Annotated in this window: 26 protein-coding genes; 13 read left to right on the forward strand and 13 right to left on the reverse strand. The window is 65.8% G+C overall.

Translation table 11 applies throughout. From position 1 onward, the window contains the following. Window positions 1-71: 71 nt before the first annotated feature. Entirely contained in the window at window positions 72-1,670 is a 1,599-nt protein-coding gene (cimA, locus tag AB7F10_RS08205) for a citramalate synthase (protein WP_428558740.1), read from the forward strand. 25 nt (window positions 1,671-1,695) lie between these two features. After that, on the forward strand, window positions 1,696-2,079 hold the full coding sequence (locus AB7F10_RS08210; protein WP_428558738.1) for a VOC family protein: 384 nt from the start codon (window positions 1,696-1,698) through the stop codon (window positions 2,077-2,079). 79 nt (window positions 2,080-2,158) lie between these two features. Here the strand turns inward: AB7F10_RS08210 and AB7F10_RS08215 are convergent, their stop codons facing one another. The 3 genes from AB7F10_RS08215 to AB7F10_RS08225 form a co-directional block, all read right to left on the reverse strand. Beyond that, window positions 2,159-2,749, reverse strand: coding sequence for a PRC-barrel domain-containing protein (locus AB7F10_RS08215; protein WP_428558736.1), 591 nt, complete (start codon window positions 2,747-2,749; stop codon window positions 2,159-2,161). A 140-nt stretch (window positions 2,750-2,889) separates the two neighbouring features. Then, complete coding sequence (locus AB7F10_RS08220; RefSeq protein WP_428558734.1) at window positions 2,890-3,069, reverse strand: hypothetical protein; 180 nt, start codon at window positions 3,067-3,069, stop codon at window positions 2,890-2,892. A 48-nt stretch (window positions 3,070-3,117) separates the two neighbouring features. Continuing rightward, a complete protein-coding gene (locus AB7F10_RS08225; RefSeq protein WP_428558732.1) occupies window positions 3,118-3,723 on the reverse strand; it encodes a TIGR00730 family Rossman fold protein in 606 nt (201 codons plus the stop codon). Between the two features lie 169 nt (window positions 3,724-3,892). On the opposite strand from AB7F10_RS08225, the gene AB7F10_RS08230 reads away from it, so the two are divergent. The 3 genes from AB7F10_RS08230 to pssA are packed head-to-tail and all read left to right on the forward strand — an operon-like array spanning window position 3,893 to window position 7,543. Further along, window positions 3,893-5,869, forward strand: coding sequence for an ABCB family ABC transporter ATP-binding protein/permease (locus tag AB7F10_RS08230; protein WP_428558730.1), 1,977 nt, complete (start codon window positions 3,893-3,895; stop codon window positions 5,867-5,869). Window positions 5,870-5,890: 21 nt separating this feature from the next. After that, window positions 5,891-6,589 carry a phosphatidylserine decarboxylase gene (locus tag AB7F10_RS08235; RefSeq protein ID WP_428558727.1) on the forward strand — a complete coding sequence of 233 codons (699 nt, stop codon included), beginning with the start codon at window positions 5,891-5,893 and terminating at the stop codon, window positions 6,587-6,589. A gap of 54 nt (window positions 6,590-6,643) precedes the next feature. Next, the gene (pssA, locus tag AB7F10_RS08240) at window positions 6,644-7,543 is read left to right on the forward strand and encodes a CDP-diacylglycerol--serine O-phosphatidyltransferase (RefSeq protein WP_428558725.1); all 900 of its coding nucleotides are present in this window, start codon (window positions 6,644-6,646) and stop codon (window positions 7,541-7,543) included. A 15-nt stretch (window positions 7,544-7,558) separates the two neighbouring features. Here the strand turns inward: pssA and AB7F10_RS08245 are convergent, their stop codons facing one another. The 3 genes from AB7F10_RS08245 to AB7F10_RS08255 are packed head-to-tail and all read right to left on the reverse strand — an operon-like array spanning window position 7,559 to window position 10,150. After that, a complete protein-coding gene (locus AB7F10_RS08245; RefSeq protein WP_428558723.1) occupies window positions 7,559-8,230 on the reverse strand; it encodes a glutathione S-transferase family protein in 672 nt (223 codons plus the stop codon). An 18-nt stretch (window positions 8,231-8,248) separates the two neighbouring features. Beyond that, the gene (locus tag AB7F10_RS08250) at window positions 8,249-8,638 is read right to left on the reverse strand and encodes an AprI/Inh family metalloprotease inhibitor (RefSeq protein WP_428558721.1); all 390 of its coding nucleotides are present in this window, start codon (window positions 8,636-8,638) and stop codon (window positions 8,249-8,251) included. A gap of 18 nt (window positions 8,639-8,656) precedes the next feature. After that, window positions 8,657-10,150, reverse strand: a complete 1,494-nt coding sequence (locus AB7F10_RS08255; RefSeq protein WP_428558719.1) for a CoA-acylating methylmalonate-semialdehyde dehydrogenase — start codon at window positions 10,148-10,150, stop codon at window positions 8,657-8,659. 276 nt (window positions 10,151-10,426) lie between these two features. On the opposite strand from AB7F10_RS08255, the gene AB7F10_RS08260 reads away from it, so the two are divergent. The 5 genes from AB7F10_RS08260 to AB7F10_RS08280 all read left to right on the forward strand — a co-directional run bounded on the left by AB7F10_RS08260 (window position 10,427) and on the right by AB7F10_RS08280 (window position 15,609). Further along, entirely contained in the window at window positions 10,427-11,206 is a 780-nt protein-coding gene (locus tag AB7F10_RS08260; protein WP_428558717.1) for a motility protein A, read from the forward strand. Window positions 11,207-11,220: 14 nt separating this feature from the next. Further along, window positions 11,221-12,048, forward strand: a complete 828-nt coding sequence (locus AB7F10_RS08265) for a flagellar motor protein MotB (RefSeq protein WP_428558715.1) — start codon at window positions 11,221-11,223, stop codon at window positions 12,046-12,048. Window positions 12,049-12,171: 123 nt separating this feature from the next. Beyond that, window positions 12,172-14,088: a potassium transporter Kup gene (locus AB7F10_RS08270; protein WP_428558713.1), complete on the forward strand. Its 1,917-nt coding sequence runs from the start codon at window positions 12,172-12,174 to the stop codon at window positions 14,086-14,088. Window positions 14,089-14,131: 43 nt separating this feature from the next. Continuing rightward, window positions 14,132-14,473 carry a rhodanese-like domain-containing protein gene (locus AB7F10_RS08275; protein ID WP_428558712.1) on the forward strand — a complete coding sequence of 114 codons (342 nt, stop codon included), beginning with the start codon at window positions 14,132-14,134 and terminating at the stop codon, window positions 14,471-14,473. A gap of 23 nt (window positions 14,474-14,496) precedes the next feature. Beyond that, window positions 14,497-15,609 (forward strand): polyamine ABC transporter substrate-binding protein, encoded by a 1,113-nt coding sequence (locus AB7F10_RS08280; RefSeq protein WP_428558710.1) that lies wholly within the window; start codon window positions 14,497-14,499, stop codon window positions 15,607-15,609. A 10-nt stretch (window positions 15,610-15,619) separates the two neighbouring features. Here AB7F10_RS08280 and AB7F10_RS08285 read toward each other — a convergent pair whose 3' ends face one another. From AB7F10_RS08285 to AB7F10_RS08315, 7 genes are all read right to left on the reverse strand, one after another. Then, complete coding sequence (locus AB7F10_RS08285) at window positions 15,620-16,576, reverse strand: lipid A biosynthesis lauroyl acyltransferase (protein WP_428558708.1); 957 nt, start codon at window positions 16,574-16,576, stop codon at window positions 15,620-15,622. 11 nt (window positions 16,577-16,587) lie between these two features. Beyond that, a complete protein-coding gene (locus AB7F10_RS08290) occupies window positions 16,588-17,610 on the reverse strand; it encodes a zinc-binding dehydrogenase (RefSeq protein WP_428559991.1) in 1,023 nt (340 codons plus the stop codon). A gap of 23 nt (window positions 17,611-17,633) precedes the next feature. Next, window positions 17,634-18,914 (reverse strand): beta-ketoacyl-ACP synthase, encoded by a 1,281-nt coding sequence (locus AB7F10_RS08295; protein WP_428558706.1) that lies wholly within the window; start codon window positions 18,912-18,914, stop codon window positions 17,634-17,636. A gap of 21 nt (window positions 18,915-18,935) precedes the next feature. Continuing rightward, window positions 18,936-20,123 carry a beta-ketoacyl-ACP synthase gene (locus AB7F10_RS08300; RefSeq protein WP_428558703.1) on the reverse strand — a complete coding sequence of 396 codons (1,188 nt, stop codon included), beginning with the start codon at window positions 20,121-20,123 and terminating at the stop codon, window positions 18,936-18,938. Continuing rightward, the gene (locus AB7F10_RS08305) at window positions 20,120-20,587 is read right to left on the reverse strand and encodes a 3-hydroxyacyl-ACP dehydratase FabZ family protein (RefSeq protein WP_428558701.1); all 468 of its coding nucleotides are present in this window, start codon (window positions 20,585-20,587) and stop codon (window positions 20,120-20,122) included. Before AB7F10_RS08305 ends, AB7F10_RS08300 begins: the two co-directional genes overlap by 4 nt. A gap of 26 nt (window positions 20,588-20,613) precedes the next feature. Next, window positions 20,614-20,895, reverse strand: a complete 282-nt coding sequence (locus AB7F10_RS08310) for an acyl carrier protein (protein ID WP_428558698.1) — start codon at window positions 20,893-20,895, stop codon at window positions 20,614-20,616. Window positions 20,896-21,075: 180 nt separating this feature from the next. Next, window positions 21,076-21,399, reverse strand: a complete 324-nt coding sequence (locus AB7F10_RS08315) for a hypothetical protein (protein ID WP_428558696.1) — start codon at window positions 21,397-21,399, stop codon at window positions 21,076-21,078. A 249-nt stretch (window positions 21,400-21,648) separates the two neighbouring features. On the opposite strand from AB7F10_RS08315, the gene AB7F10_RS08320 reads away from it, so the two are divergent. The 3 genes from AB7F10_RS08320 (at window position 21,649) to AB7F10_RS08330 (ending at window position 24,378) form a co-directional block, all read left to right on the forward strand. After that, window positions 21,649-23,373, forward strand: a complete 1,725-nt coding sequence (locus AB7F10_RS08320; RefSeq protein WP_428558694.1) for a VTT domain-containing protein — start codon at window positions 21,649-21,651, stop codon at window positions 23,371-23,373. 66 nt (window positions 23,374-23,439) lie between these two features. Next, window positions 23,440-23,793, forward strand: a complete 354-nt coding sequence (locus tag AB7F10_RS08325; protein WP_428558692.1) for a DUF2946 family protein — start codon at window positions 23,440-23,442, stop codon at window positions 23,791-23,793. 78 nt (window positions 23,794-23,871) lie between these two features. Then, complete coding sequence (locus tag AB7F10_RS08330; protein ID WP_428558690.1) at window positions 23,872-24,378, forward strand: copper chaperone PCu(A)C; 507 nt, start codon at window positions 23,872-23,874, stop codon at window positions 24,376-24,378. The last annotated feature ends 54 nt before the right edge of the window (window positions 24,379-24,432 follow it).

Genomic DNA, 24,432 nt, shown 5'->3' on the forward strand with positions numbered 1-24,432 from the left:
TGAAGTTTGTCGTGCTGGCCGCCGCCGTGCTGCTGGCCCTGTATCTGTTTGGCGTACTCTGAGGCTGTCCGATGACGAAAGAGCGCTTGTATCTGTTCGACACCACGCTGCGCGATGGCGCGCAGACCAACGGCGTCGATTTCACGCTGGCCGACAAGCTGGCGATCGCGGAGATGCTCGGCGAGCTCGGCATCGACTATATCGAGGGCGGCTATCCCGGCGCCAACCCGACCGACACCGAGCTGTTCGCCGCCCCGCACCGCTTCGACAAGGCGACCTTCACCGCCTTCGGCATGACGCGGCGGCCGGGCCGCTCGGCCTCCAACGATCCGGGTCTCAACGCGCTGCTCGAAGCGAAGTCGGATGCGATCTGCTTCGTCGCCAAGTCGTCGGCCTATCAGGTGAAGGTCGCGCTGGAGACGACCGAGGAGGAAAACCTCGCCTCGATCCGCGACAGCGTCCGCGCCGCCAAGGCGAAAGGCAAGGAAGTGCTGCTCGACTGCGAGCATTTCTTCGACGGTTACAAGGCGAACCCGACTTTTGCGCTGGCCTGCGCCAGGGCGGCTTATGACGAAGGCGCGCGCTGGGTGGTGCTGTGCGACACCAATGGCGGCACGCTGCCGCATGAGGTCGAGGCCATCGTCGGCGCGGTCTGCAAGGCGATCCCCGGCGATCATGTCGGCATCCATGCCCACAACGACACCGAGCAGGCGGTCGCCAATTCGCTCGCCGCGGTGCGCGCCGGCGCGCGGCAGATCCAGGGCACGCTGAACGGCCTCGGCGAGCGGTGCGGCAACGCCAATCTGGTCTCGATCATCCCGACGCTGAAGCTCAAGCCGGACTATGCCGGCCGCTTCGAGATCGGCGTGTCGGATGCGCAGATGCGGCGGCTCGCGCAGGTGTCGCATGCGCTCGACGAGCGGCTGAACCGCGCCTCGGACCGCCATGCGCCTTATGTCGGCGACAGCGCTTTCGCCACCAAGGCCGGCATCCACGCCTCCGCCATCATCAAGGACCCGGCGACCTACGAGCATGTCGCGCCGGAGACGGTCGGCAACCGCCGCAAGCTGCTGATCTCGGAGCAGGGCGGCAAGTCCAACGTGCTGGCGGAGCTCGAGCGGATCGGCCTCAAGGTCGACAAGAACGATCCGCGCGTGCCGAGGCTGCTCGACATCGTGAAGGAACGGGAGGCGGCGGGCTATGCCTATGAGGCGGCGGACGCCTCGTTCGAGCTGCTGGCGCGCCGCGTGCTCGGCACGGTGCCGGACTATTTCAGCGTCGACAAGTTCGACGTCAATGTCGAGCAACGCATCAACGCGAAGGGCGACCGCGTCACCGTGACGATGGCGGTGGTCAAGGTGAAGGTCGGCGACGAGAGCATGATCTCGGCGGCGGAAGGCAACGGTCCCGTCAACGCGCTCGACCTCGCGCTGCGCAAGGATCTCGGCAAGTACCAGAAATACATCGACGACCTATCGCTGTCGGATTTCCGCGTGCGCATCCTCAACGGCGGCACCGAAGCGGTGACGCGCGTGCTGATCGAGAGCGAGGACGGGCAGGGCGACCGCTGGACCACCGTGGGCATCTCGGCGAACATCATCGACGCCTCGTTCCAGGCCTTGATGGATTCGATCGTCTACAAGCTGGTGAAGTCGGGCGCGCCGGCGTGATACGGTCGGCGCCAAAGAGGGCGTCATGATCGACCATGTGTCCGTCGCGATAAGCGACCTTGGCAAAGCCACGGCGTTCTATGACGCGGTGCTCGGCGTCCTCGGTATGACGCGGCTGGAGACGCGCCCCGCGACCTGCGGTTACGGCAAAAAATACGCCGAGTTCTGGATCAACCTCCGGTCCGTAATGGCGCCGCCGGCGCCGGACAGCGGCCAGCATGTCTGCCTGCGAGCGCGCTCCGCGGAGATCGTCGATGCCTTTCACGCCGCGGCGCTGGCGCAGGGCGGCACCTCCGATGGTGCGCCGGGTTTGCGTCCGCAGCACGGTGAGGGCTACTACGCCGCCTTCATCCGCGATCCCGATGGCAACCGCATCGAAGCGGTGACGTTTCTCCCGGACGCGACCTGAACAGGGCAAAAGAATACGGCCGCCGGTTTTCGCCGGCGGCCGCATGATTTTTGTCAGTACCGAATTGTATCGCGAGCCGTTACTTCGGCGCCATCGGAGACGGCGAAGCCGGGCGCGGCGACGTCGAGGCCGCCGGCCGCGGCGGCGTATAGGGCTTGAACTCGGCGGCCTTGGACAGCTCGTCCTTGTTCATCGCGACCTTCAGCTGCACGTTGCCGGGGTCCTTGCCGGGCACGACCTCGACCGAGGCCGGGTCGAGCGCGATCTGCTTCGCGCCGATGCCGAGCACGCCGCCCACGCCGATCACGTAGGCCGAGACGCGGCCGTCCTTCTCGAACAGCACGTCATCGATGTCGCCGATCTTCTTGCCGTCGACGCCGATCACGTCGGTGCCTTTGAACTTCGAGGCCAGCATCTGATCGGGACTCTGCGTGGTGACGATCATCGGTGCGGCGCTGGCCATCGAGCCGGACGCCGTAGTGCCAGTGGTCGCCTTCGAGTCGGTGCTTGCCTTCGGCGCCGTGTCGGCGCCGGCCTTCGGCGCGCTCGTGGCTGCCGGGGCCTTCTCCGCCGGAGCCGGCGGGCTCGACTGCGCGAGCGCGGTGGTCAGCGCAAGGCCGCTCACCGCGGCGGCAATCGTCATTCGGGTGAATACACCTTTGTTAAACATGATATCGACCTCCATGGTCAGGAAAGGAGCAAGTGCTTGCTTTATGAAAGCCGCAGCGCGATGTGCCACGGCCCTCCACAGAAAAGTAGTTCTCAATCTCGAATACAATGCGGCGAGAGCGCAGCAATATCGGGGTCTTTTCACTGCGGATAAAAATGCGGGAAGGCGACGGCATAAGAAAATAAAATGGAACTCACGTTTCTTTTTTTCGGAAAAATTTTTTGAAACCGCCCGACAAAGCGGAACTCAAAGCCGGTGTCGTGAGTTTGACAGTTCGCCACCGCTACGCGATGGCTGCGTTGCAGCGCGGCGAACGTCAATGCTGGTGCGTTTCGCGCGATTCGTGCGCGAAGTGAAAGGCCGCCGCATCAAAGCTGATGTGGACGCGCCTCTTTCATCTTTTTGTCTTCTTCATCGATGCCGGCAAGCGCCTTGCGCAGCGTCGGCAGGATGTCGTCGACGTTCTCGGCGACGAGCATGTTGAAGTCGAGCCCCTCGCGGATGAACTGCACGGACTTCATGTGGTCGAGCAGGGCGCAGAGCGGGTTCCAGAATCCCTTGATGTTGGCGACCAGCACCGGCTTGCGGTGCCGGCCGAGTTGCACCCAGGTCAGTTGCTCGACCAGTTCCTCCAGCGTGCCGACCCCGCCGGGGAGCGCGACGAAGGCGTCGGCATGTTCGAACATCAGCCGCTTGCGCTCGTGCATGTCGCGCGTGACGATGAGGCCGTGCTCGCCGCGCTGCGCGTGCTCGCGCCGCATCAGGAAATCGGGGATGATGCCGGTCACCTTGCCGCCGCCGGCCTCGACCGCGTCCGCGACCGCGCCCATGATGCCGACCGAGCCGCCGCCATAGACGAGGCCGATGCCGTTTTCCGCGAGGATTTTGCCGAAAGCCTGGCCCGCCGCCATATAGGCCGGGTCGTTGCCGGGGCCTGACCCGCAATAGACGCAGATTGTCTTCAGTTCGCTCATGTCCGTCCGTTCCGGCCCTGCAAGACCATGGCGGGTCGGCGGGCGTCAAGTTGACGACCGTAGATAGGTATTTCTGCAAGGAATTTCACCCGCGCGGGATGATTAGCGCCCTGAATCCTCCTATATGAAGCGGATTGTGGCCGCCGCCGGCGGCCGCGCCGGAACACCCATGACCGCCGAATCGTCCACCCCGCCGAAAGAGCCGCAGATTTCCGCCAGCCGCGGCGCCTTGCTGCGCACGTTGGTCCACCTGTGGCCGCATATTTGGCCGTCCGGCCGTATCGATCTGAAGCGGCGAGTGCTGCTGGCGCTGCTGTTGCTGCTGCTCGCCAAGCTCGCCACGGTCGCGGTGCCCTTCACCTACAAGTGGGCGGCCGATGCGCTGGCCGGGCAGGGTAGCGCGCCGGTCGCGGCGTCCGACTGGGTGCTCTGGGCGCTCGCCGCGCCGCTCGCCATGACCGTTGCCTATGCCGGCATGCGCATCGTCATGGCCGTGCTGACGCAGCTGCGCGACGGCGTATTCGCCAAGGTCGCGATGCATGCGGTGCGCCGGCTCGCCTATCGCACCTTCGTGCACATGCACGACCTGTCGCTGCGCTTCCACCTCGAGCGCAAGACCGGCGGCCTCACGCGCGTGCTCGAGCGCGGCCGCAACGCCATCGAGACCATCGTGCGTATGGTCATCCTGCAGCTCATCCCGACCGTCATCGAGGTGTCGATGATCTCGGCGGTGCTGATGTGGCAGTTCGACTGGCGCTATGTGGCGACGATCCTGGCCACCGTCACGCTCTACATGGTCTACACCTATTTCGCGACCGAATGGCGCATCGCCATCCGCCGCAAGATGAACGACAGCGACACCGAAGCCAACGTCAAGGCGATCGACTCGCTGCTCAACTACGAGACCGTGAAATATTTCAGCGCCGAGCGCCGCGAAGCCGCGCGCTACGACCGCGCGATGGAGCGCTACGAAAGCGCGAGCATCGATGCATACACCTCTCTCGCGGTGCTTAACGCCGGGCAGGCGGCGATCTTCACGGTCGGCCTCGGCGTTGCGATGGTGCTGTGCGCGATCGGCATCAGGAACGGCACCAACACGGTCGGCGATTTCGTCCTGATCAACGCGATGATGATCCAGCTCTATCAGCCGCTGAATTTCATGGGCATGGTCTATCGCGAGATCAAGCAGGCGGTGACCGACATCGAAATCATGTTCGCGATCCTCGGCCGCAAGCCGGAGATCGCGGACGCGCCCGGCGCGCAGCCGCTGCAGACGACGCAAGGCGCGATCCGCTTCGACGACGTACGCTTTGCCTATGAGGCCGAACGGCCGATCCTCAAGGGCATCAGCTTCGAGGTGCCGGCGGGCAAGACCGTCGCAGTGGTCGGGCCGTCCGGCGCCGGCAAGTCGACCATTTCGCGGCTGCTGTTCCGTTTTTACGAATTGTCGGGCGGCCGCATCACCATCGACGGGCAGGACATCAGCGCCGTCACGCAAACCTCGCTGCGCGAGGCGATCGGCATGGTCCCGCAGGACACCGTGCTGTTCAACGACACGCTGCGCTACAACATTCGCTACGGCCGCTGGGAAGCGACCGACGCCGAGGTGGAGGAGGCCGCGCGGCTTGCCCGGATCGACGACTTCATTCGTCTGTCGCCGAAGGGCTACGAGACGGAAGTCGGCGAACGCGGCTTGAAGCTGTCGGGCGGTGAGAAGCAGCGCGTGGCGATCGCCCGCACCATCCTCAAGGGGCCGCCGATCCTGGTGCTCGACGAAGCGACTTCGGCGCTCGACAGCCATACCGAGAAGGAAATCCAGGATGCGCTCGACCGCGTGTCGCGCAACCGCACCACGCTGGTGATTGCGCACCGGCTGTCGACCATCGTCGCCGCCGACGAGATTATCGTTCTCTCGGCGGGCGAAATCGTCGAGCGCGGCACGCATCAGCAACTCTTGGCCAAGGGTGGGCTTTACGCCAGCATGTGGAACCGCCAGCGCGAGGCCGAGGAGGCGCGCGAAAAGCTTGCGCTGACCGGGGAAGGCGGCGATACCGGCGCGCCGAACCGCAATCCGCCGCCGGTCAATGACGAGATTTCCGCCGCGGCCGGCGCGCCGCTGCCGGTGCGGGTGGAAGCCGCGGAATAGTCCGCGCAACGGGGGACTGGGATGTCGATCGTCGACTCGATCAAGGCGCAGGCCGTGCCGGTGACGCCGGAGGGGTATCCGTTCATCGCGGCCTTCGCCTTCGCAAGCCTCGTGCTGTTCTGGCTGTGGACCCCGCTCGGCTGGCTCGGCGTCGTCCTGACGCTGTGGTGCGTCTACTTCTTCCGCGATCCGCCGCGCGTGACGCCGGTGCGCGACGGCATCGTGGTGTCGCCGGCCGACGGCCGCGTCAGCCAGGTCGCCGCCGCGTCGCCGCCGCACGAGCTCGGCCTCGGCGATGCGCCGATGACTCGCGTTTCGATTTTCATGAGCGTGTTCGACTGCCATGTGAACCGCAGCCCCGTCACCGGCCAGATCGAAAAAATCGTCTATCAGCCGGGCAAGTTCTTCAACGCCGATCTCGACAAGGCGAGCGCGGACAACGAGCGCAACTCGCTGGTGATCGCCACCGGCGAAACCCGCATCGCGGTGGTGCAGATTGCCGGCCTGATCGCGCGGCGCATCGTCTGTTACGCGCGGGAAGGGCAGGCGATGCCCGCCGGCGAACGCTTCGGCATGATCCGGTTCGGCTCGCGGCTCGACGTCTACCTGCCGGCCGGCACGCCGGTGATGGTGGCGGTCGGGCAGACGGCGCTGGCCGGCGAAACCGTGCTGGCCGATCTGCGCGGCAGCGAGGCTCCGCGCGCGTTCCGGATGGGTTAACGCCGCCGGCGCGGCTCCATGGAAAAGCCGTGTTGAACCGACTATAATCCTGTCATGGTGTTCCAACCGCTCGATCCCAATCGTCCGCCCGGCCGGCGGCTGCGCTTCAAGCCGGTTCCGGTGCGCGTGCTGCTGCCGAACGTCATCACGCTGCTCGCGCTGTGCGCAGGGCTCACCGCGATCCGCATGGCGTTCGAGAGCCGGCTCGATCTCGCGCTCGCGGCGATCGTTTTCGCGGCGCTGCTCGACGGCGTCGACGGCCGCGTCGCGCGCATGCTCAAGGGCACCTCGCGCTTCGGCGCGGAACTCGACAGCCTCGCCGACTTCGTCAATTTCGGCGTCGCGCCTGCGCTCATTCTCTATTTCTGGGGTCTGTTCGAGCTGAAGTCGGTCGGCTGGATCGCCGCGCTGGTGTTCGCGATCTGCGCGGCGCTGCGGCTCGCGCGCTTCAACGTGATGATCGACGACCCCAACCAGCCGGCCTGGGCCGGCAACTTCTTCACCGGCATCCCGGCCCCGGCGGGCGCCATCACCGTGCTGCTGCCGATCTATCTCGACTTCCTCGGCGCGGATCGCGGCAAGGCGATGATCTGGATCGCCTTCGCTTATACGCTGCTGATCGGACTGCTGATGGTGTCGCGGCTGCCGGTGTTCTCCGGCAAGCGGGTCGGCAAGCGGGTGGCGCCGGAAATGGTGCTGCCGGTCTTCGTCGTCGTGGTGCTGTTCTTCGCGCTTCTGGTCAGCTACCCGTGGGAAGTGTTGACCTCCGGCACGCTGATGTATCTCGTCTGCCTGCCGCTCGGCTGGCTATCCTACCGCAATTACCAGCGCAAGGACGCCGAAGCCGCCACCGCCGTCGCGGCGGGCGTCGGCGCCACCGAAGCGCCGAGCGTCGCGCCTTTGCCGGGCGAGATCGGCCCGGACGGCGACGATCGCCCGAACCGTCTCAACTGACTTGCGCGGAAACCGTCAGGGAGCCGGCTTGCCGTTGAGCAGGCTGGTGCCGAACGGATATCCCGGCATCAAATCGTAAGGATGCGCCCAGCCAGGCAGCGCCTTGACGCGGTCGAGCCACTCCGACACCGCCGGATGGTCCTTGCGGATATCGAAGCCGAACTCGTCGGCCGGATAATAAAGATAAGCCACCATTGAAATGTCGGCGATGGTCGGCCGCCCGCCGAGCAGATAGGGCGCCTTCTCCAGCCGCTTGTTCACGATCGCGAGGTTCGCGTCGATGCGGCCTTTCAGGAAGTTGAACACCGCCTGATCGGGCCGCGGCTTCGCCCAGTTGTTGATGAAGCGATAGGGACCGAGAAAGCCGTTGACCTTCTGGTTGTCGAACACGATCCAGCGCAGCGCTTCCAGTTCCTCGTCTTCGCCCTGCGGCATGAATTTGCCGGACCGCTTGCCGAGATAGTTCAGAATGACGGCCGACTGCGTGAGCTTCTTGTCGCCGTGCGCCAGCACCGGCACTTCACCCATCTCGTTGATGTCGGTGCGGAACTCCGCGGTGCGCTGCACGAGGCCGGCGAAGAAGTCGACCCACACCGGTTTCCAGTCGGCACCGATCAGGTTGAGCATCAGCGCGGCGCGATAGGCGTTGCCGGACTGGGCGAAACAGTAGAGCTGATAGTCGGCCATGATGAGGCTCCTTGGGATTCAGCGTGAGGGTTTGCGCGACAAGGTGAGCGGCAGCCCGTCGGCGGTCCTGCCTTCGAAATGCTCACCCTTGCTGTCGAGTTGCGCGAGAGCTTCGTCGTCGCCGGACGCCACGGTCAGGACGCCGTCGGTGAGCGTCCAGTGCCGCGCCTTGTAGAGACTGCCGGGGCAGCCGCCGTCCGGCGTCATATCGCCGGCCTGTCCGCTTCGGCTGCGCAATTCGACGCCGCAGGGCGGCGCATTGGGAGCGGCGAACATCCAGCGTCCGGCCATCGAGAGGCTCGTGGCCGGACCGTTCGATGCCGTCGTGTCGAGGACCGCGCCGCCGCCTGTCGAGCAGGCGGCGAGCGCGAAGGTCAGCAGCGTTGCCGCTATGGCAAATGGGGCCATCGCCGGCATCGAACGCGTCTACTTCATCGTCGGGATGACGAACTCGGCGCCTTGCTTGATGCCCGAGGGCCAGCGCGAGGTGACGGTCTTGGTCTTGGTGTAGAAGCGGATCGAGTCCGGCCCGTGCTGGTTGAGGTCGCCGAAGCCGGAGCGTTTCCAGCCGCCGAAGGTGTAATAGGACAGCGGCACCGGAATCGCGAAGTTGACGCCGACCATGCCGACATTGACGCGGCCGGCAAAATCGCGCGCGGCGTCGCCGTCGCGGGTGAAGATCGATACGCCGTTGCCGTATTCGTGCTCGGACGGCAGCCGCACGGCCTCCTCGTAGTCCTTCGCGCGGACCACCGACAGCACCGGCCCGAAGATCTCTTCCTTGTAGATCTTCATGTCCGGCGTCACGTTGTCGAACAGGCAGCCGCCCATGAAGTTGCCGTTCTCGTAGCCCTGGAGCTTGAAGTTGCGGCCGTCGACGACGAGCTTGGCGCCTTCCTTGACGCCGATATCGACGTAGTCCTTCACCTTGTTGAGATGCGCGCGGGTCACCATCGGGCCGTAATCGGCCTGGGTGTCGGTCGAGGGGCCGATCTTGAGGCTCTCGACGCGCGGGATCAGCTTCTTCACCAGCAGATCGGCGGTCTTCTCGCCGACCGGCACCGCGACCGAGATCGCCATGCAGCGCTCGCCGGCCGAGCCGTAGCCCGCGCCGATCAGCGCATCGACCGCCTGATCCATGTCGGCGTCCGGCATCACGATCATATGGTTCTTGGCGCCGCCGAAGCACTGCACGCGTTTGCCGTGCGCGCAGCCGGTCGCATAGATGTATTCGGCGATCGAGGACGAGCCGACGAAGCCGACCGCCATGATGCGCGGGTCGGTCAGGATGGCGTCGACCGCTTCCTTGTCGCCGTTGACGACGTTGAGGACGCCCGGCGGCAGGCCGGCCTCGAGGAACAGTTCGGCGATCCGCATCGGCACCGACGGGTCGCGCTCCGACGGCTTCAGGATGAAGGCGTTGCCGCAGGCGATGGCCGGCGCGAGTTTCCAGAGCGGGATCATCGCCGGGAAGTTGAACGGCGTGATGCCGGCGACAACGCCGAGCGGCTGGCGCATCGAATAGAGGTCGATGCCGGTGCCGGCGGCCTCGGTGTATTCGCCTTTCATCAGATGCGGGATGCCGCAGGCGAACTCGACGACCTCGAGGCCGCGCTGGATGTCGCCCTTGGCGTCACTGAAGGTCTTGCCGTGCTCGGAGGAGAGCAGGCGGGCGAGATCGTCATATTCGTCCTGGATCAGTTCCAGGAATTTGAACATCACGCGGGCGCGGCGCTGTGGGTTGGTAGCGGCCCAGGCGGGCTGCGCTTCGGCCGCGTTGGCCACGGCCTTTTCGACCTCGGCTTTCGAGGCGAGCGCCACCTTGGCCTGCACCTCGCCGGTATTGGGGTCGAAAACGTCGCCCTGGCGGCCCGCGCCCTTGACGGTCTTGCCGCCGATGAAATGGCCGATATCACGCATGATTGTCTCTCCCGTGCCGGGCCGCCGGTGTTCCGGCTGGCCCACGTCCCATTTGGTTCAGATAGCGCAGCGCGGACGCTGCGAAAAGCCGTGCCGGAGCGTGTCTGGGCTGCGATCCGGCGGCCAAACCTTAATGCATCCTGAATTTTCCCGCTCGCATTGCAAGGCCGGCGGATAGCGTTCTTTTACGCTCCCTTAAGCGCGCGCCACTAGTGTCCTTTTGCGGGTTTCTGCGCATTTCGTGCGGCCCGGCATCGTCTTGCGTGGAGTTGCGTCATGGACATTTCAACCGGCCTTGGCCTTGCTGCCGGCGCGGTCGTGCTGGTCACCCTCATCCTGATGGGTGGCGAACTCGGCATGTTCCTGGACGCCCACGCCGCCATCGTCATCTTCGGCGGCTCCTTCGCCGCCACGCTGATCCGCTTCCCGCTGTCCTGCATTTTCCACGGCGTCCCGCTCGGCATGAAGTTCGCCTTCACGCTGCGCCGCATGGGCGCGCGCGAGCTGGTCGAAGAGCTCGCCGGCCTCGCCGAGATCGCCCGCAAGTCGGGGCCGGTCGGTCTCGAAAAGGTCGAGGTCGAGGATCCCTTTCTCGCCAAAGGCATCCGCTTCGTCGCCGACGGCTACGACGCCGACTTCATCCGCGACAATCTGGAGCGTGACCGCGACAACTTCCTGACCCATCTCGACGAGGGCCAGAAGATCTACCGCGCGGTCGGCGACTGCGCGCCGGCCTTCGGCATGGTCGGTACGCTGATCGGCATGGTGCAGATGTTCGCCAACATGACCGATCCTTCCAAGCTTGGTCCCTACATGGCGGTCGCGCTACTCGCGACATTCTACGGCGCGGCGGTGGCCAACCTGTTCTGCCTGCCGATCGCCGACAAGCTGCACCTCAAGCTGATCGACGAGGAAATCAATCGCACGCTGATCATCGACGGCATCCTGATGATCCGCGACGCCAAGAGCCCGACGCTGGTGCGCGAGATGCTGCTCGCCTACCTGCCGGAGAAGCACCGTCACGTCGGCGAGGAAGCCGAACTGGCGCCGGCTTGAGGCGGGGCTAGCTCATGGCGCGGCGCAAGGACGGCGGACACGGCGGCGGACACGGCTGGTTCGTCACGTTCGCGGACCTGATGGGTCTGCTGGTCGCATTCTTCGTGATGCTGGTCGCGTTTTCCACGCAGGACTCCGCCAAGCTTCAGGTCGTCGCGGGATCGATGCGCGATGCTTTCGGCGTGCAGGATCGCGTGCGCTATTCCGGCATCATCGAGGTGCCGGGCCTGCCGACGCGGCCGAAGCTGAAGAACACCGCGCATATCAGCCCGGAGGAGGCGTCCGCGACGCCGACGCCGAACGAGCGCGACCGCAATCGCACATTCGGCGCGCGCTTTCACGAGGACCAGAAATTCGCGCTCGCGGCCGCCTCGCTGCGCCAGGCGCTGCAGAACATGCCTGAAATCACCGAAGCCTCGAAGCACATCATGATCGAGGAGACCAAGCAGGGTCTCAACATCGAGATCGTCGATCAGGATGGGCGCTCGATGTTCGCCGACGGCAGCAAGTTTCCCAACGACCGCACGCGCAAGATCCTCCAGAAGATCGCGCCGGCGCTGAAGGAGATGCCGTATCGCGTCTCGATCACCGGCCATACCGCGACCAGCCGGATTCCGCCGCGTCACGGCTACGGTCCCTGGGAGCTTTCGGCCGACCGCGCCAATGCGGTGCGAGAAATTCTCTCCGCCGAAGGTCTGCCGTCCGGCAATATCTTTCAGGTCGCGGGCAAGGCCGACACCGATCCCCTGTTTCCGGACAATCCCTCACTGTCGCCGAACCGCCGGGTGACCATCACCCTGATGCGGGAGGAACCGCCGGTTCCCGTTAACCTGCGGCCCTGACAGGGTTTTTCGCGCGCTCTTGCCCACAGGGCACCTCTGCGCCGTCGCCATGTTTGGTGTTCTTGGCCTCAATCGGGTGTTATAAGGCCCGCCGTTTAACGGAGCACCGGCGTTCGACAGCCCATGGCTGAAGGTTCGCGTACGACAACCACAGATGCCAATGGGGACGCGGACGCCGCACCGGCGCCCGCGAGCTTTTTTGCGCTCGCGCTCGGCAGCGTCGGCGTCGTCTATGGCGATATCGGCACCAGCCCGCTTTACGCCTTCCGCGAGGCGGCGATCGCCGCGGCGACTGATAACGTCGTCACCCGCGACATCGTGCTCGGCGTGCTGTCGCTCATCGTCTGGGCGCTGATCGTCATCGTCGCGCTCAAATACGTCCTGCTGCTGCTGCGCGCCGACAACAACGGCGAGGGCGGCACGCTGTCGCTGACCGCGCTTGCCAGCCGCGCGCTCGGCCGCCGCGCCGTGTTCATCTATTTCGCCGGCATTGTCGGCGCCGCGATGTTCCTCGGCGACTCGATGATCACGCCGGCGATCTCGGTGCTGTCCGCGGTCGAGGGCCTGAAGCTCGCGAGCCCGGTGTTCGACTCCTATGTCGCGCCGCTGGCGGTCGTCATCCTGATCCTGCTGTTCGCGGTCCAGAGCCGCGGCACCGCCAAGGTCGCCGCGTTGTTCGGTCCGATCATGGTGGTCTGGTTCATCGCCATCGCGGTCGCCGGTGCGCTGCACATTCGCGACGACGTTGGCGTGCTGCACGCCATCAATCCCTATTACGGCGTCAAATTCGTTTTCAACCACGGCACGGTCGGTCTGATTACGCTCGGCGCTGTCTTCCTGGTCGTCACCGGCGGCGAAGCGCTTTACGCCGATCTCGGCCATTTCGGCCGCAAGCCGATCCAGTTTGCCTGGTTCGGCCTCGTGATGCCGGCGCTGCTGATCAATTATTTCGGGCAGGGCGCCAAGGTGCTGGCCGATCCGATGGCGATTGAAAATCCGTTCTACCGGCTGGTGCCCGACGACTTCATCGTGCCGATGGTGGTGCTGGCGACGGCGGCGACCGTGATCGCGAGCCAGGCGGTCATCACCGGCGCCTATTCGCTGGTCCAGCAGGCGATCCAGCTCGGCCTGTTGCCGCGGCTCGCCATTCTGCACACCTCGGCCTCGCATGCCGGGCAGATCTACATTCCGCGCGTCACCTGGGCGCTGCTGGTCGGCGTTCTGCTGCTCGTCGGCATGTTCCATACTTCGAGCTCGCTCGCCTCGGCCTATGGCATCGCCGTTGCGACCACGATGGTGGTCGACGGCTTCCTTGCGTTCTTCGTGGTGTGGAAACTGTGGCGCTGGAAGCTGTGGCAGGCGCTGCTGCTGATGGTGCCGTTCATCGTGGTCGACGTGTTCTTCTTCTCGGCCAATGCCTCCAAGCTGCTGGAAGGCGCCTGGCTGCCGCTCTTGTTCGGCATCACGATGGTGCTGCTGATCATGACCTGGCGGCGCGGCACCGGCCTGCTGTTCGACAAGACTCGCCGCACCGAGGTTCCGATCGATACGCTGTTCCGCAACCTCGAGAAGAAGCCGCCGCATATCGTGCCGGGCACCGCGGTGTTCCTGACCAGCGACCCCGATTTCGCGCCGACCGCGCTGCTGCACAATCTCAAGCACAACAAGGTGCTGCACGAGAGCAACGTGATCCTCACCGTCAACACCGCCGACACGCCGCGCGTGCCGGAAAACGAGCGGGTCAAGATCACGCCGATGTCCGAACACTTCAGCAAGGTCGCGCTGAAGTTCGGCTACATGGAACAGCCCAACGTGCCGAAAGCGCTGGCGATCGCCCGCAAGCACGGCTGGCAGTTCGACATCATGGCGACGTCGTTCTTCCTGTCGCGGCGCTCGCTGCGTCCGGCCGCGCATTCCGGCATGCCGCTCTGGCAGGATCACCTGTTCATCGCGCTGGCGCGTTCGGCAAGCGACGCCACCGACTTCTTCCAGATCCCGACCGGGCGGGTGGTCGAGGTCGGCACGCAGGTGACGGTGTAACCCGCGCGCCGGCTATGCTATTCTCCCGGAAAAGGGAGTCACAATGTCCGAACCGATGCCGCGCGCCGACGAGGTCACCAACCTGACCGTCGAGGAGGTCGCGAAGGGCCTGACCGAAGGCCGCATGCTGCTGATCGATGTGCGCGAGCCGAACGAGACGGCGCTGGAACGCTATCCCGGCGCGGTGCTGTTGCCGCTGTCGTCCTTCGACCCGGCGCAGATTCCCGATCCGAAGGGCAGGCAGGTGGTGTTTGCCTGCCGTTCCGGGCGGCGCTCGATCACGGCTTCGGTTGCCGCGCAGGACGCCGGGCTCAAATCCTGTAACTGCCATCTGGCCGGCGGTATCCTGGCCTGGAAGGCTGCCGGGCTTCCCACCGAGAGCTGAAAATTCCACCGAGAGGCGATGCGATGGTCCTGACAAAGTCGTTGCGGTTGGCCGCGGCGCTGGTCACGGCGCTTTACTGGGGCGCTATCGTGCCGGCGCTTGCGCAAAGCGAGCGCGTCGTCAACGTCTACAACTGGTCGGATTACATCGATCCGCAGGTGATCGAGGAGTTCACCAAAGAGACCGGCATCAAGGTCCGCTACGATACGTTCGACTCGAACGACACGCTCGAGGCCAAGCTGCTCGCCGGCAAGTCCGGCTACGACGTCGTGGTGCCGACCGGCTATTTCCTCGAGCGGCAGATCAAGGCCGGCCTGTTCCAGAAGCTCGATAAATCGAAGCTGCCGAACCTGAAGAACGTCTGGCCGGAGATAGCGAAGCATCTCGCGGTCTACGACCCCGGCAACAACTACGCCGTCAATTACATGTGGGGCACCACCGGCATCGGCTACAACGTCAAGGCGATGCGCGAGCGGCTGGGCGCAAGCGGAAAAATCGAAAGCTGGGATACGGTCTTCAAGCCGGACAACCTCGCGCGGTTCAAGGACTGCGGGGTTCACATGCTGGACTCCGCCGACGATATCCTGACCACGGCGCTGCATTATCTCGGCATCGACCCGAATACGACCAGGCAGGACGAGTTGCAGAAGGGCGCCGACCTTTTACTCGCGGTGCGTCCGTCGGTCCGCAAGTTCCACTCTTCCGAATATCTCAATGCGCTTGCGAGCGGCGAGATCTGCCTCGTGGTTGGCTGGTCCGGCGACATCAAACAGGCGCAGAAGCGCGCCGCCGAAGCCAAAAGTGGTGTCGGGATCGGCTATGCGATCCCGAAGGAGGGCGCGCAGCTGTTTTTCGACAATCTGGCGATCCCGAAGGATGCCGCCCATGTCGCGGAAGCGCATGCCTTCATCGATTTCCTGCTGCGCCCGGAGATCGCCGCCCGCAACACCAATCTGGTGTCCTACGCCAACGGCAATCTCGCGAGCCAGAAGCTGGTCAAGCCGGAGATATTGAGCGATCCGGGCATCTATCCGGACGCCGAGACGATGAAACGGCTTTATGCCGTGAAGGCGCGCGACCCGCGCTCGCAGCGCGTGATGAACCGGCTCTGGACGCGGATCAAGACCGGCCGCTAACCCGGTCCGGTCAGCGTTTGAACGGGGCGTCCTGCGGCCGCCAGCGGCGGTGCACCCACAGCCATTGCTCGGGGTGCTCGCGGATCCAGTTTTCGATCACGGTCGTGATCGCCTGCATGGTGCCGGCGATGTCGATGCTGCCATCCGTGTCGCGCACCGGCGGGATGGCCTCGGTCAATTCGGCGCGGAAGCGGCCGCCGGGCAGGCGGACGATCCGCGTGCCGTGGATCGGGCAGTCGACCTGCCGCGCCAGCCGCGCGAGCAGCGGATTGGCGCGCGTGCGCTGGCCGAAGAACGTCACCTCGACGCCACGCACGTAATACTGGTCGACCAGCATCGCGACATGTCGTCCGGCTTCGAGCGCCTCGGCAAGCCGCACCGGCGCGTCGAGCCCGGTCGCGATCAGCGTGCCCATGCTGCCGGAGCGGATGCGGGTGATTGCGTCGGCGACCGCGCCGAGATTGGGGCGGCGATAGAGCACCGCGGTGTCGAGGCCGAAGGTCTGCGCGATCTGCGCCGGCAATTCCCAATTGGCGAGATGCGCCGCGAAAATGAGTGCCGGCTTGCCGTCGTCCTGCAACTGCCGGAACAGCTGCTCGGTCTCGGGGCTGAAATCGACGTCGCCGGCATCCTTGCCGTGCGCGGCGTCGGAGCCGATGGCGGTGCGGATGCGGTCGATATGGGCGAACTCGCCGGCGACGCGGCCGAGATTGTCCCAGACGCCTTTCAGGATTGCTTCGATCTCGGCCCCGGACTTTTCCGGGAACGCCGCTTTGAGATTGTCGCGGCCGATCCGGTGTTCCTTCGTCAGCGGGCCGATCGCGCGGGCGGCGGCGGCCATTGCGTTGGCGGAGCCGCGGCGGGGAAACAGCCGCAGCACGCGCAGCAGCATGGCGGCGGTGTTGCCGGCCGCCTCGTCGGCGGCGGCGATCAGTCTGGAGCGAAAGGAGCGGTCGGCGCGCGGCATCCTCGCGCGCCTCAGAAATGCACGATGATCTTGCCGAACACCTGGCGACTCTCGATGCGTTCGAGGCCGCGCTCGTATTCGGCGAGCGGCACCTCCATGTCGATCACCGGCGTCAGCCCCTTCGCCATCTTGGCAAGGCCGTCGGCGATGTTGCGCATGGAAGCGCCGAACGATCCGAAGATCTTGTACTGCTGCTGGAACAGCTGCATCAGGTTCAGCGTGATACTCGGTCCCGCCGTCGAGCCGCAGGTAACGAGCCGGCCGCCGCGCTTCAGGACCAGCAGCGAGCCGTTGAAGCCTTCGCCGCCGACATGCTCGAACACGACGTCGACGCCCTTCTTGCCGGTCAGCTTGCGCGTGATCGTCTCGAAACGTTCGGTGCGGTAATTGATGACGTGGTCGGCGCCGAGCGCCTTGACCTTCTCGGCCTTCACGTCGTCGCCGACGGTGGTGATGACGGTGCAGCCCATCGCCTTGGCCATTTTGATGGCGACGGTGCCGATGCCGGAGCCGCCCGCCTGCACCAGCATGGTTTCGCCGGGCTGGAGCTTGGCATTGTCGAACAGCATGTGCTCGACGGTGCCGTAGGCGATCGGCGCGCAGGCGGCGTCGCGGAACGAGACGCCTTTCGGCACCGGGATAACGAGGCGAGCGGGCATGTTCAGCAGATCGCGGGCAAATCCGTCGATGTGGAAGCCCATGATGCCGCCGATGTTCTCGCAGAGATTGTCGCGGCCCTCGCGGCAGGCCTTGCAGGTGCCGCAGGTGAGGCCGCCATACATGACTACGGGGTCGCCCGCCGTGAAGCCGGTGACGCCGTCACCGACGGCGGCGATCTCGCCCGATCCCTCGACCCCGGCGATCAGCGGCAGCTTGCGCTTGGCGAAGGCCATGCCGCGAAAGCCCCAGAGGTCGAGATGGTTGAGTGCGATCGCCTTGACGCGCACCTGCACCTCGCCGGCCGCAGGCGGCGGTGGCGCGTCGATCTCGCGCAGTTCGAGCTTGCGGTCGGCGACCTGGGTGAGCGCGCGCATGGTCTTCGGGGCGTCGGCCGTCGTCACGCCGGCTCCCGCGCCATCACCAGCGACACGTTCTGGCCGCCGAAACCGAAGGAACTGGAGATTGCATAACGCACCTGTGCGTCGCGCGCCGTGTTCGGCACCACGTCGAGCGGGATTTCCGGGTCCGGCACCGCGTAATTGATGGTCGGCGGCAGGCGGCCATGTTCCAGCGTCAGCATCGTGAACACCGCCTCGACCGCGCCCGCGGCCGACAGCGTGTGGCCGATCATCGACTTGTTGGACGACATCGGGATCTGCTTGGCGCGTTCACCGAACACCGCCATCACGCCCTTCGTTTCCATCTTGTCGTTTTCCGGCGTGCCGGTGCCGTGCGGATTGATGTAGTCGATGTCGTCCGGCGTAATGCCGGCGTCGTCGAGCGCATTGCGGATGCAGCCGATGATCGGCTTGCCGTCCGGGCTCGAGCGGGTGCGGTGGAAGGAGTCCGCCATCTCGCCGCAGCCGGCCAGCACGCCGAGGATCGTTGCGCCGCGCGCCTTGGCGCTGTCGAGGCTTTCGAGCACCAGCGCACCGGCGCCTTCGGCCATCACGAAGCCGTCGCGGTTCTTGGAGAAGGGCTTCGCCGCCGATTGCGGCGGGTCGTTCTGGGTGGACAGCGCCGACAGCAGCGAGAAGCGCACCAGCGACTCGATGTTCACCGAGCCGTCGGTGCCGATGCAGAGCGCGGCGTCCGCTTCGCCGCGCCGGATCGCCTCGACGCCGAGCTGGATCGCGGTCGCGCCCGATGCGCATGCGGTCGACAGCGACACCGGCGAGCCGCGCGTGCCGAAACGATCGGCCAGGCTGTCGGCGATCGAGCCGAACATGAACAGCTCGTTGAATTTCTGGAACTTGCCGGTCGCGCCGGCGCGGATCAGGTCGTCGTAGCTGACATCGGCATTGGCGCCGGCCGCCTTGGCGAGTTCGGCGCGCTGCGGCCATTCGATTTCAACGGGCGCGACGGCGAGGAAGAGGGGCCCGGGGAAGTCGCCCTTGGCTCCGATGCCGGACTGGCCGACGGCTTCCTCCGCCGCCAACTGCGCGAGGTTGTGCGACAGCGCGGGCGCGCACATCGGGTCGGCGTCGACGAAATCGACGGTGCCGGCGACGGTGGTGCGCAGGCCCTCGGTCGAAAAGCGCTTGATGGTGCGCAGCCCGGACTGACCGGCGGTGAGCTTCTTCCAGTTCTCCGCCTTGCCGGCGCCGAGCGATGTCACCACGCCCATGCCGGTGACCACGACGACCCGCCGTCCCGTCTTGTCGTGCGTCGATGTCATGACGGTTCTCTCCGCGAATTGTCAGGGGGCTTCGACCAGCGCCATGCCGGCGCCGCGCCACAGTCCGACGCTCGAAACGACGACCTGCTTGAGCGGGGCGCTCATCGGCTTTTCAAGGCCGGTGCCGTCCTTCGGCGGGAATAACGTGCCGTGGCCGAGCGCGATCGCGGCGAGGGCGAGATTCATCGTGAACTGGGCCTCGTTGGAGTGCCCAATATAGGTCTCGGTGGCGCGAACCGGTAGGTCGGGGATGGCGGCCAGAAACGCCCGTTCGGCGGCGGTGGCGGGCGCAACCCCGGTCGCGGCCGACAACATCGCGGCCTCGCCCTTGCGAACCGAGCCGCCGATCCGCTCCCACAGCGAGCGCAGCGCGGAGGCGTCGGCCAGTTGATCGGGCTTGGCGCGCTCCGACAGAACCTCGGCGATGCGGCCGTGAACCTTGGCGCCGCGTGCCTGCGCGTGGGCGCGCGACTCGATGACGAGGAAGGCGCCGAGCGAGCCGAGCGCGGCGCCGCCGGAGGCGCGCTCCCACACCGGCGCGTAGCCGCCTTCGAGCAGCAGGTTGCCGAACTCGAACAGCATGATGCTGTCCTTGCGCTCGCCGTTATAGGAGCCGCCGACGAGGGCGACCTCGCTCTGCCCGGCATTGATGCGGCTGCAGGCGATGCGCACCGCGTCGACGCCGGCGGCTTCCTCGCCCATGAAGGTGCGCGAGGAGCCGGTGACGCCGTGCACGATCGAGATGTTGCCGGCGAGCAGGTTCGACAGTTGCGCGAGGAACAGAGTGGGGCGGATGTCGCTCATCAGCCGCGCGTTGAGCACGCTGTCGGGATCGGCGGCATCCTTCATCGCCGTCAGGATGGCGCTGTCGGCGGCCAAGTCGCGTTCGCCGCCGCCGGCCGCGACGATCATGTCGGTGCGCGCGAGGACGTCCGCATTGCCCTTGATGCCGGCGGAGTCCAGCGCAAGACCGGCGGCATAGGTGCCGATCCGCTGCCAGGCTTCCATCTGGCGCTGGTCGCCCTTTTTCGGAATCTGCTTGTCGTAGTCGAGCGGCACGACCGGATGCACACTGTAGGGCGCAAACGTCGTGTCATCGACATGGGTTTCGCCGCGCATCAGCTTGTCCCAATGCGCGTCCGGTCCCTCGCCGAGGCAGGAGACGATGCCGATGCCGGTGATGCAGGCGTCGCGTGCGGAGTCGGTCATGTCACCGCGTCCATCGGAAATTCGATCTTGCCGGCAAAGTCCTTCATGAACGTCACGAATTGCGGGTTCGGGAAGTCGACGATGCGGAACGTAATATTGGCGTCGCAGATTCGCTTGCCGCCGATCTCAATTTTGGCGTCGGTGATCGCGTAGCCGGAACCCTCGTGCACCAGCGAAGCCGTAATGTCGAGGTGCTGGCCCGGCGTCACGAAGGTGCGGAACTTCGCTTCCTTCAGCGCGGCGAGGAACGGCATCTTGGCGAATCGCTGCGCGCCGATGATGAGCCAGCCCGAGGTTTGCGCCATCGCCTCGGTCAGCAGGACGCCGGGCAGCAGCGGGTAGCCGGGGAAGTGGCCTTCGAAAATGGTGCTTTCGGTCGGGACGGTCGCGGCGCAGCGGATCGTGCGGTTTTCGAGATCGAGGTCGACAATCCGGTCGATGAGCTGAAAATACTCGATGCGCATTGCGTCGGTCGGCGACCAGGCTCCCGTCAGGCGCTTTTGGCGGCGACAAGCTCGTCGATGCGGGCGCTGAGGTTGGAGAGCACGAAATACTGTTCCGTGGTCGCCTTGCCTTCGTTGACTTCCTGCGTCCACTGCTCGAGCGGCATTTTGATACCGAAGGCCTTGTCGATCGCGAAGGCGATGTCGAGGAAGTCCAGGCTGTCGATGCCCAGGTCGTCGATGGCATGGCTTTCCGGCTTGATGGTCTCGCGCGGAATGTCGCAAGTCTCGGCAATGATTTTCGCGACGGTGTCGAAGGTCGAGGACATCGGTAACTCTCTTGGTCTTCTAAGGTTTTCCTGGATGCCCTGGGGCTTCTGGAGGCGCGTGTCCGGCCGGTCCGCCGGAACGTCCGTTCGGCTGTGCGTATAGCGAAGCAAGGCCGATAGTTCAATGCCAGCCGCTATTTATGCCAAATATGGACAGATTTAGCCGGGGAAAGCCGGCCGTTACCGGCGTTCCCGCGTCACTTCCATGGGGGTGCAGTTGCGCCGGCCCTGCAGGGCGCAGTCCTGGTTCTTGCGCATCTCGGCCATCGTATTGGCGATCCAGAGCCCGGCGCCGATCAGCCCGCCGACCAGCAGGAAGGCCGCCACGTTAACCAGCATCCGATGCCGGTAGTCGTCGCCGTCCTCGTCGTGCTCGTAGCGGTCGAGGCCGTCGACCGGCTCGTCCCGGCCGGCCAGGCCGCCGCCCAGCTCGTCCGAGCGACGGTGGCGGAAAGGCAGAATCCGGGCGTCTTCGTCGTCGGATGGGGGGCTGCCGCTCTGCATGGGTGAAATCTAGCCGATTGCACGCCGCCTTGCGATCCGCCGGAAGCGCGGCGCAGGGCGGCGGATTCCGCTTGTCGGGACTGGAGCCATTCGCCACTATCGCCCCGGAGCCAAAAACAAGAACGATAAGGCTCTGCCTTTTATCGGGACCAACCCCGGCTTACGCGGACGCGACGGCCAGTCGCGGCGGATGGAAGGCTGAAGGGTCCGCCGGCCACGGCGGGCAGCTGGGGGCTCTAGGGGTTTCGCTTGATCCACAATCTCGTTGTCGCGGCGCATCTCGCCGCCGGCGACCTTTCACTGGCGACCAAGCTGATGTCGCTGCTCGTGCTGCCGTTCGCGCACGAGGATCTCGCCATCGTTCTGGGCGGCTACATCATCGTCAACGACATGATGCCTCCGGGGCTCGTCGCGGTCGCGATCTATGGCGGCATCGTCATCAGCGATCTCGCGCTGTACGGCGTCGGCTTCGGCGCGCGGCGGGTGTCGTGGCTCGGCCGCTTTGCGATCGATAATCGCGTCAGGCGCTTTGCCGAAACGATCAGGCGCAACGTGTTCGGTCTCGTCGCGTTGTGCCGGCTGGTGCCCGGCGTCGTCTTCGTCGCCTTCATCGCCTGCGGCTGGATGCGGGTTTCGTTCTGGCGCTTCGTCGTCGCCAGCGTCGTCGTCTCGGCGCTCTATCTGCCGCTGATGCTGTATCTCGTCATCACGTTCGGCGACACGATGGACAACAGCATGGGCCTGTGGACCTGGCCGGTGCTGCTCGTGGTGCTCGCCGCCGCCGGCTATGTGCGCAAGCGTGTGCTGAGCGTTCCCGACATCGCCGCCGACGCGGGGACTGCGAATGTCATCGTCACGCCGTGTCCCGGCATGCCGGCGGTTGCGATGTCCGACCGCAAGGTCGCCGCCGCCGAGCGCATTCCGCCGGCGCTGTTCTATTTGCCGCTGGTACTGAACTGGCTGCGGCTCGGCATTCGGCATCGCAGCCTCACGCTGCCGACCGCGGCGAACCCGAACATCTTCTGCGGCGGCATGTGGGGCGAGACCAAGAGTTCCTATCTGCTCGACGTCGGCGCGGATGAGCGGCGCTGGGTCGCGCCGTTCGTGCTGGCGAAGCGGACGGCGGGCGCGGATACGCTCGGTGCCGACCTTGCGCGCGCCTTGCAGGCGATGCACGGCGCCGGCCTTGCGTTCCCCCTGATCGCGAAGCCCGACATCGGCTGGCACGGCTACGGCGTGCGCATCATCGACGGCCCCGCTGCGCTCGAAGCCTACATGGCGGATTTTCCGGCCGACGCCACCATCATGCTGCAACGCCTGGTCGAACATCCGGCGGAAGCCGCGGTGCTTTATGCCCGCATGCCGGGCGAGGTGCGTGGCCGCGTCCTGTCTTTGACCTTCCGCTACTTTCCGCATGTCGTCGGCGACGGCTGTGCGAGCCTTCGCGAATTGATTGAGCGGGATGAGCGCGCCCGCTGGAAGGGCGCGCTGCATCTCGGTCAGGACGGCACGCATTGCGGGCCGGCGGAGGACGATCTCGCGCGCGTGCCCGGCGCGGGGGAGGTCGTGCGCATCGCGCTGATCGGCAACCAGCGGGCGGGCGCGCTTTATCGCGACGGCGGCCATTGCATCGGCGCGGCGCTCGACGCCCGGTTCGATCGCGTCGCCGCGAGCATGACCGAGTTTCACTATGGCCGCTTCGACATCCGTTTCGAATCGGTGCCGGCGCTGATGCGCGGCGAGGGCTTCTCGATCGTCGAGATCAACGGCATCGGTGGCGAGTCGATCGACGTCTGGGACGCGCGGGTGCCGGTCGGCGAGGTTTACCGCCGGCTGTTTGCGCAGCAACGGCTGCTGTTCGAGATCGGCGCGCGCAACCGCGCCCGGGGTCATATGCCGGTCGGCGCCTTCGCATTTGTCGCGAGCCTCGCGCGCCAGAGCCGGCTGATCGGGCGTTATCCCGCCTCGCGGTGAGCCGTCCCATAGCCGGGCGGCGGGCGCGGATGGACGCCCGGATTGCCGCGGCCTATAAGGGCGGCGATGTCACGCCTGCGCCGATCGTCCCGCTGGATTGCGCTGATCGCTGCCTATGCGATCGCGCTGCAGGCCTTGTTGCCGGCCGCGCTTGCCGCGGCCTCGCCGGGCAGCTTTCCGATCTGTTCGGGCCTTGCGGCCGGTTCGGGCGAAAATCCGGCCAACCGATCCGGCGATGACGGACGGAGCGACTGCTGCAGCGTGATGTGTTGCGGACCCGTGCTTGGGACGCCGCCTTCACCGGCGGCCTTTGTCGCGCGCGACAGGATCGCGGCGTCGGTTGCCGTTTCGGTCTTGCACGATCTCGCGCTGCCGCCGCTGCGCGGCCCGCAGGCGCCGCGCGCGCCGCCGCGCGCCTGATCTCCGGCAAATCATCGAACATCGCTGACAGTCGAAGGCCCGATGTCGGGCTGCGCTTTGCGCAAACAGGAGATTCTCATGAATCGTTTCGTTCTCGCGGCGATTGCCGCCATCGTTTTCGTCGTTCCGGCCTCCGCGCACGATTACACGCTCGGCGCGCTCAAGATCGGCCATCCCTGGGCGCGGGCGACGCCGAAGGGCGCCACCGTCGGCGGCGGCTATCTCACGATCACCAACACCGGCAAGGAGGCGGACCGTCTCGTCGGCGGTTCGACCGACGTCGCCGGCAAGGTCGAGTTTCACGAAATGTCGATGGAAGGCGGCGTCATGAAAATGCGCCCGCTTGCCAACGGCCTCACCATCAAGCCCGGCGAAACCGTCGCGCTGAAGCCCGGCGGCTATCACGTCATGTTCATGGGCCTGAAGAAGCCGCTGGTCGAAGGCCAGAGCTTCAAGGGAACGCTGGTGTTTGAGAAGGCCGGCAAGATCGAGGTCGATTTCAAGATCGACAAGATCGCCGCGCAGTCGTCCGGCGCGATGGACCACAAGATGGACCACGGCGGCATGGGCAACATGAAGCACTGAGCGCCCGACGCCTCGATCCAAAGCCGGCGGCGCGGTGGCGTCGCCGGCTTTTAT

It is taken from the genome of Pseudolabrys sp. (genome assembly GCF_050250095.1).
In the GTDB taxonomy this organism is placed as follows: domain Bacteria; phylum Pseudomonadota; class Alphaproteobacteria; order Rhizobiales; family Xanthobacteraceae; genus Pseudolabrys.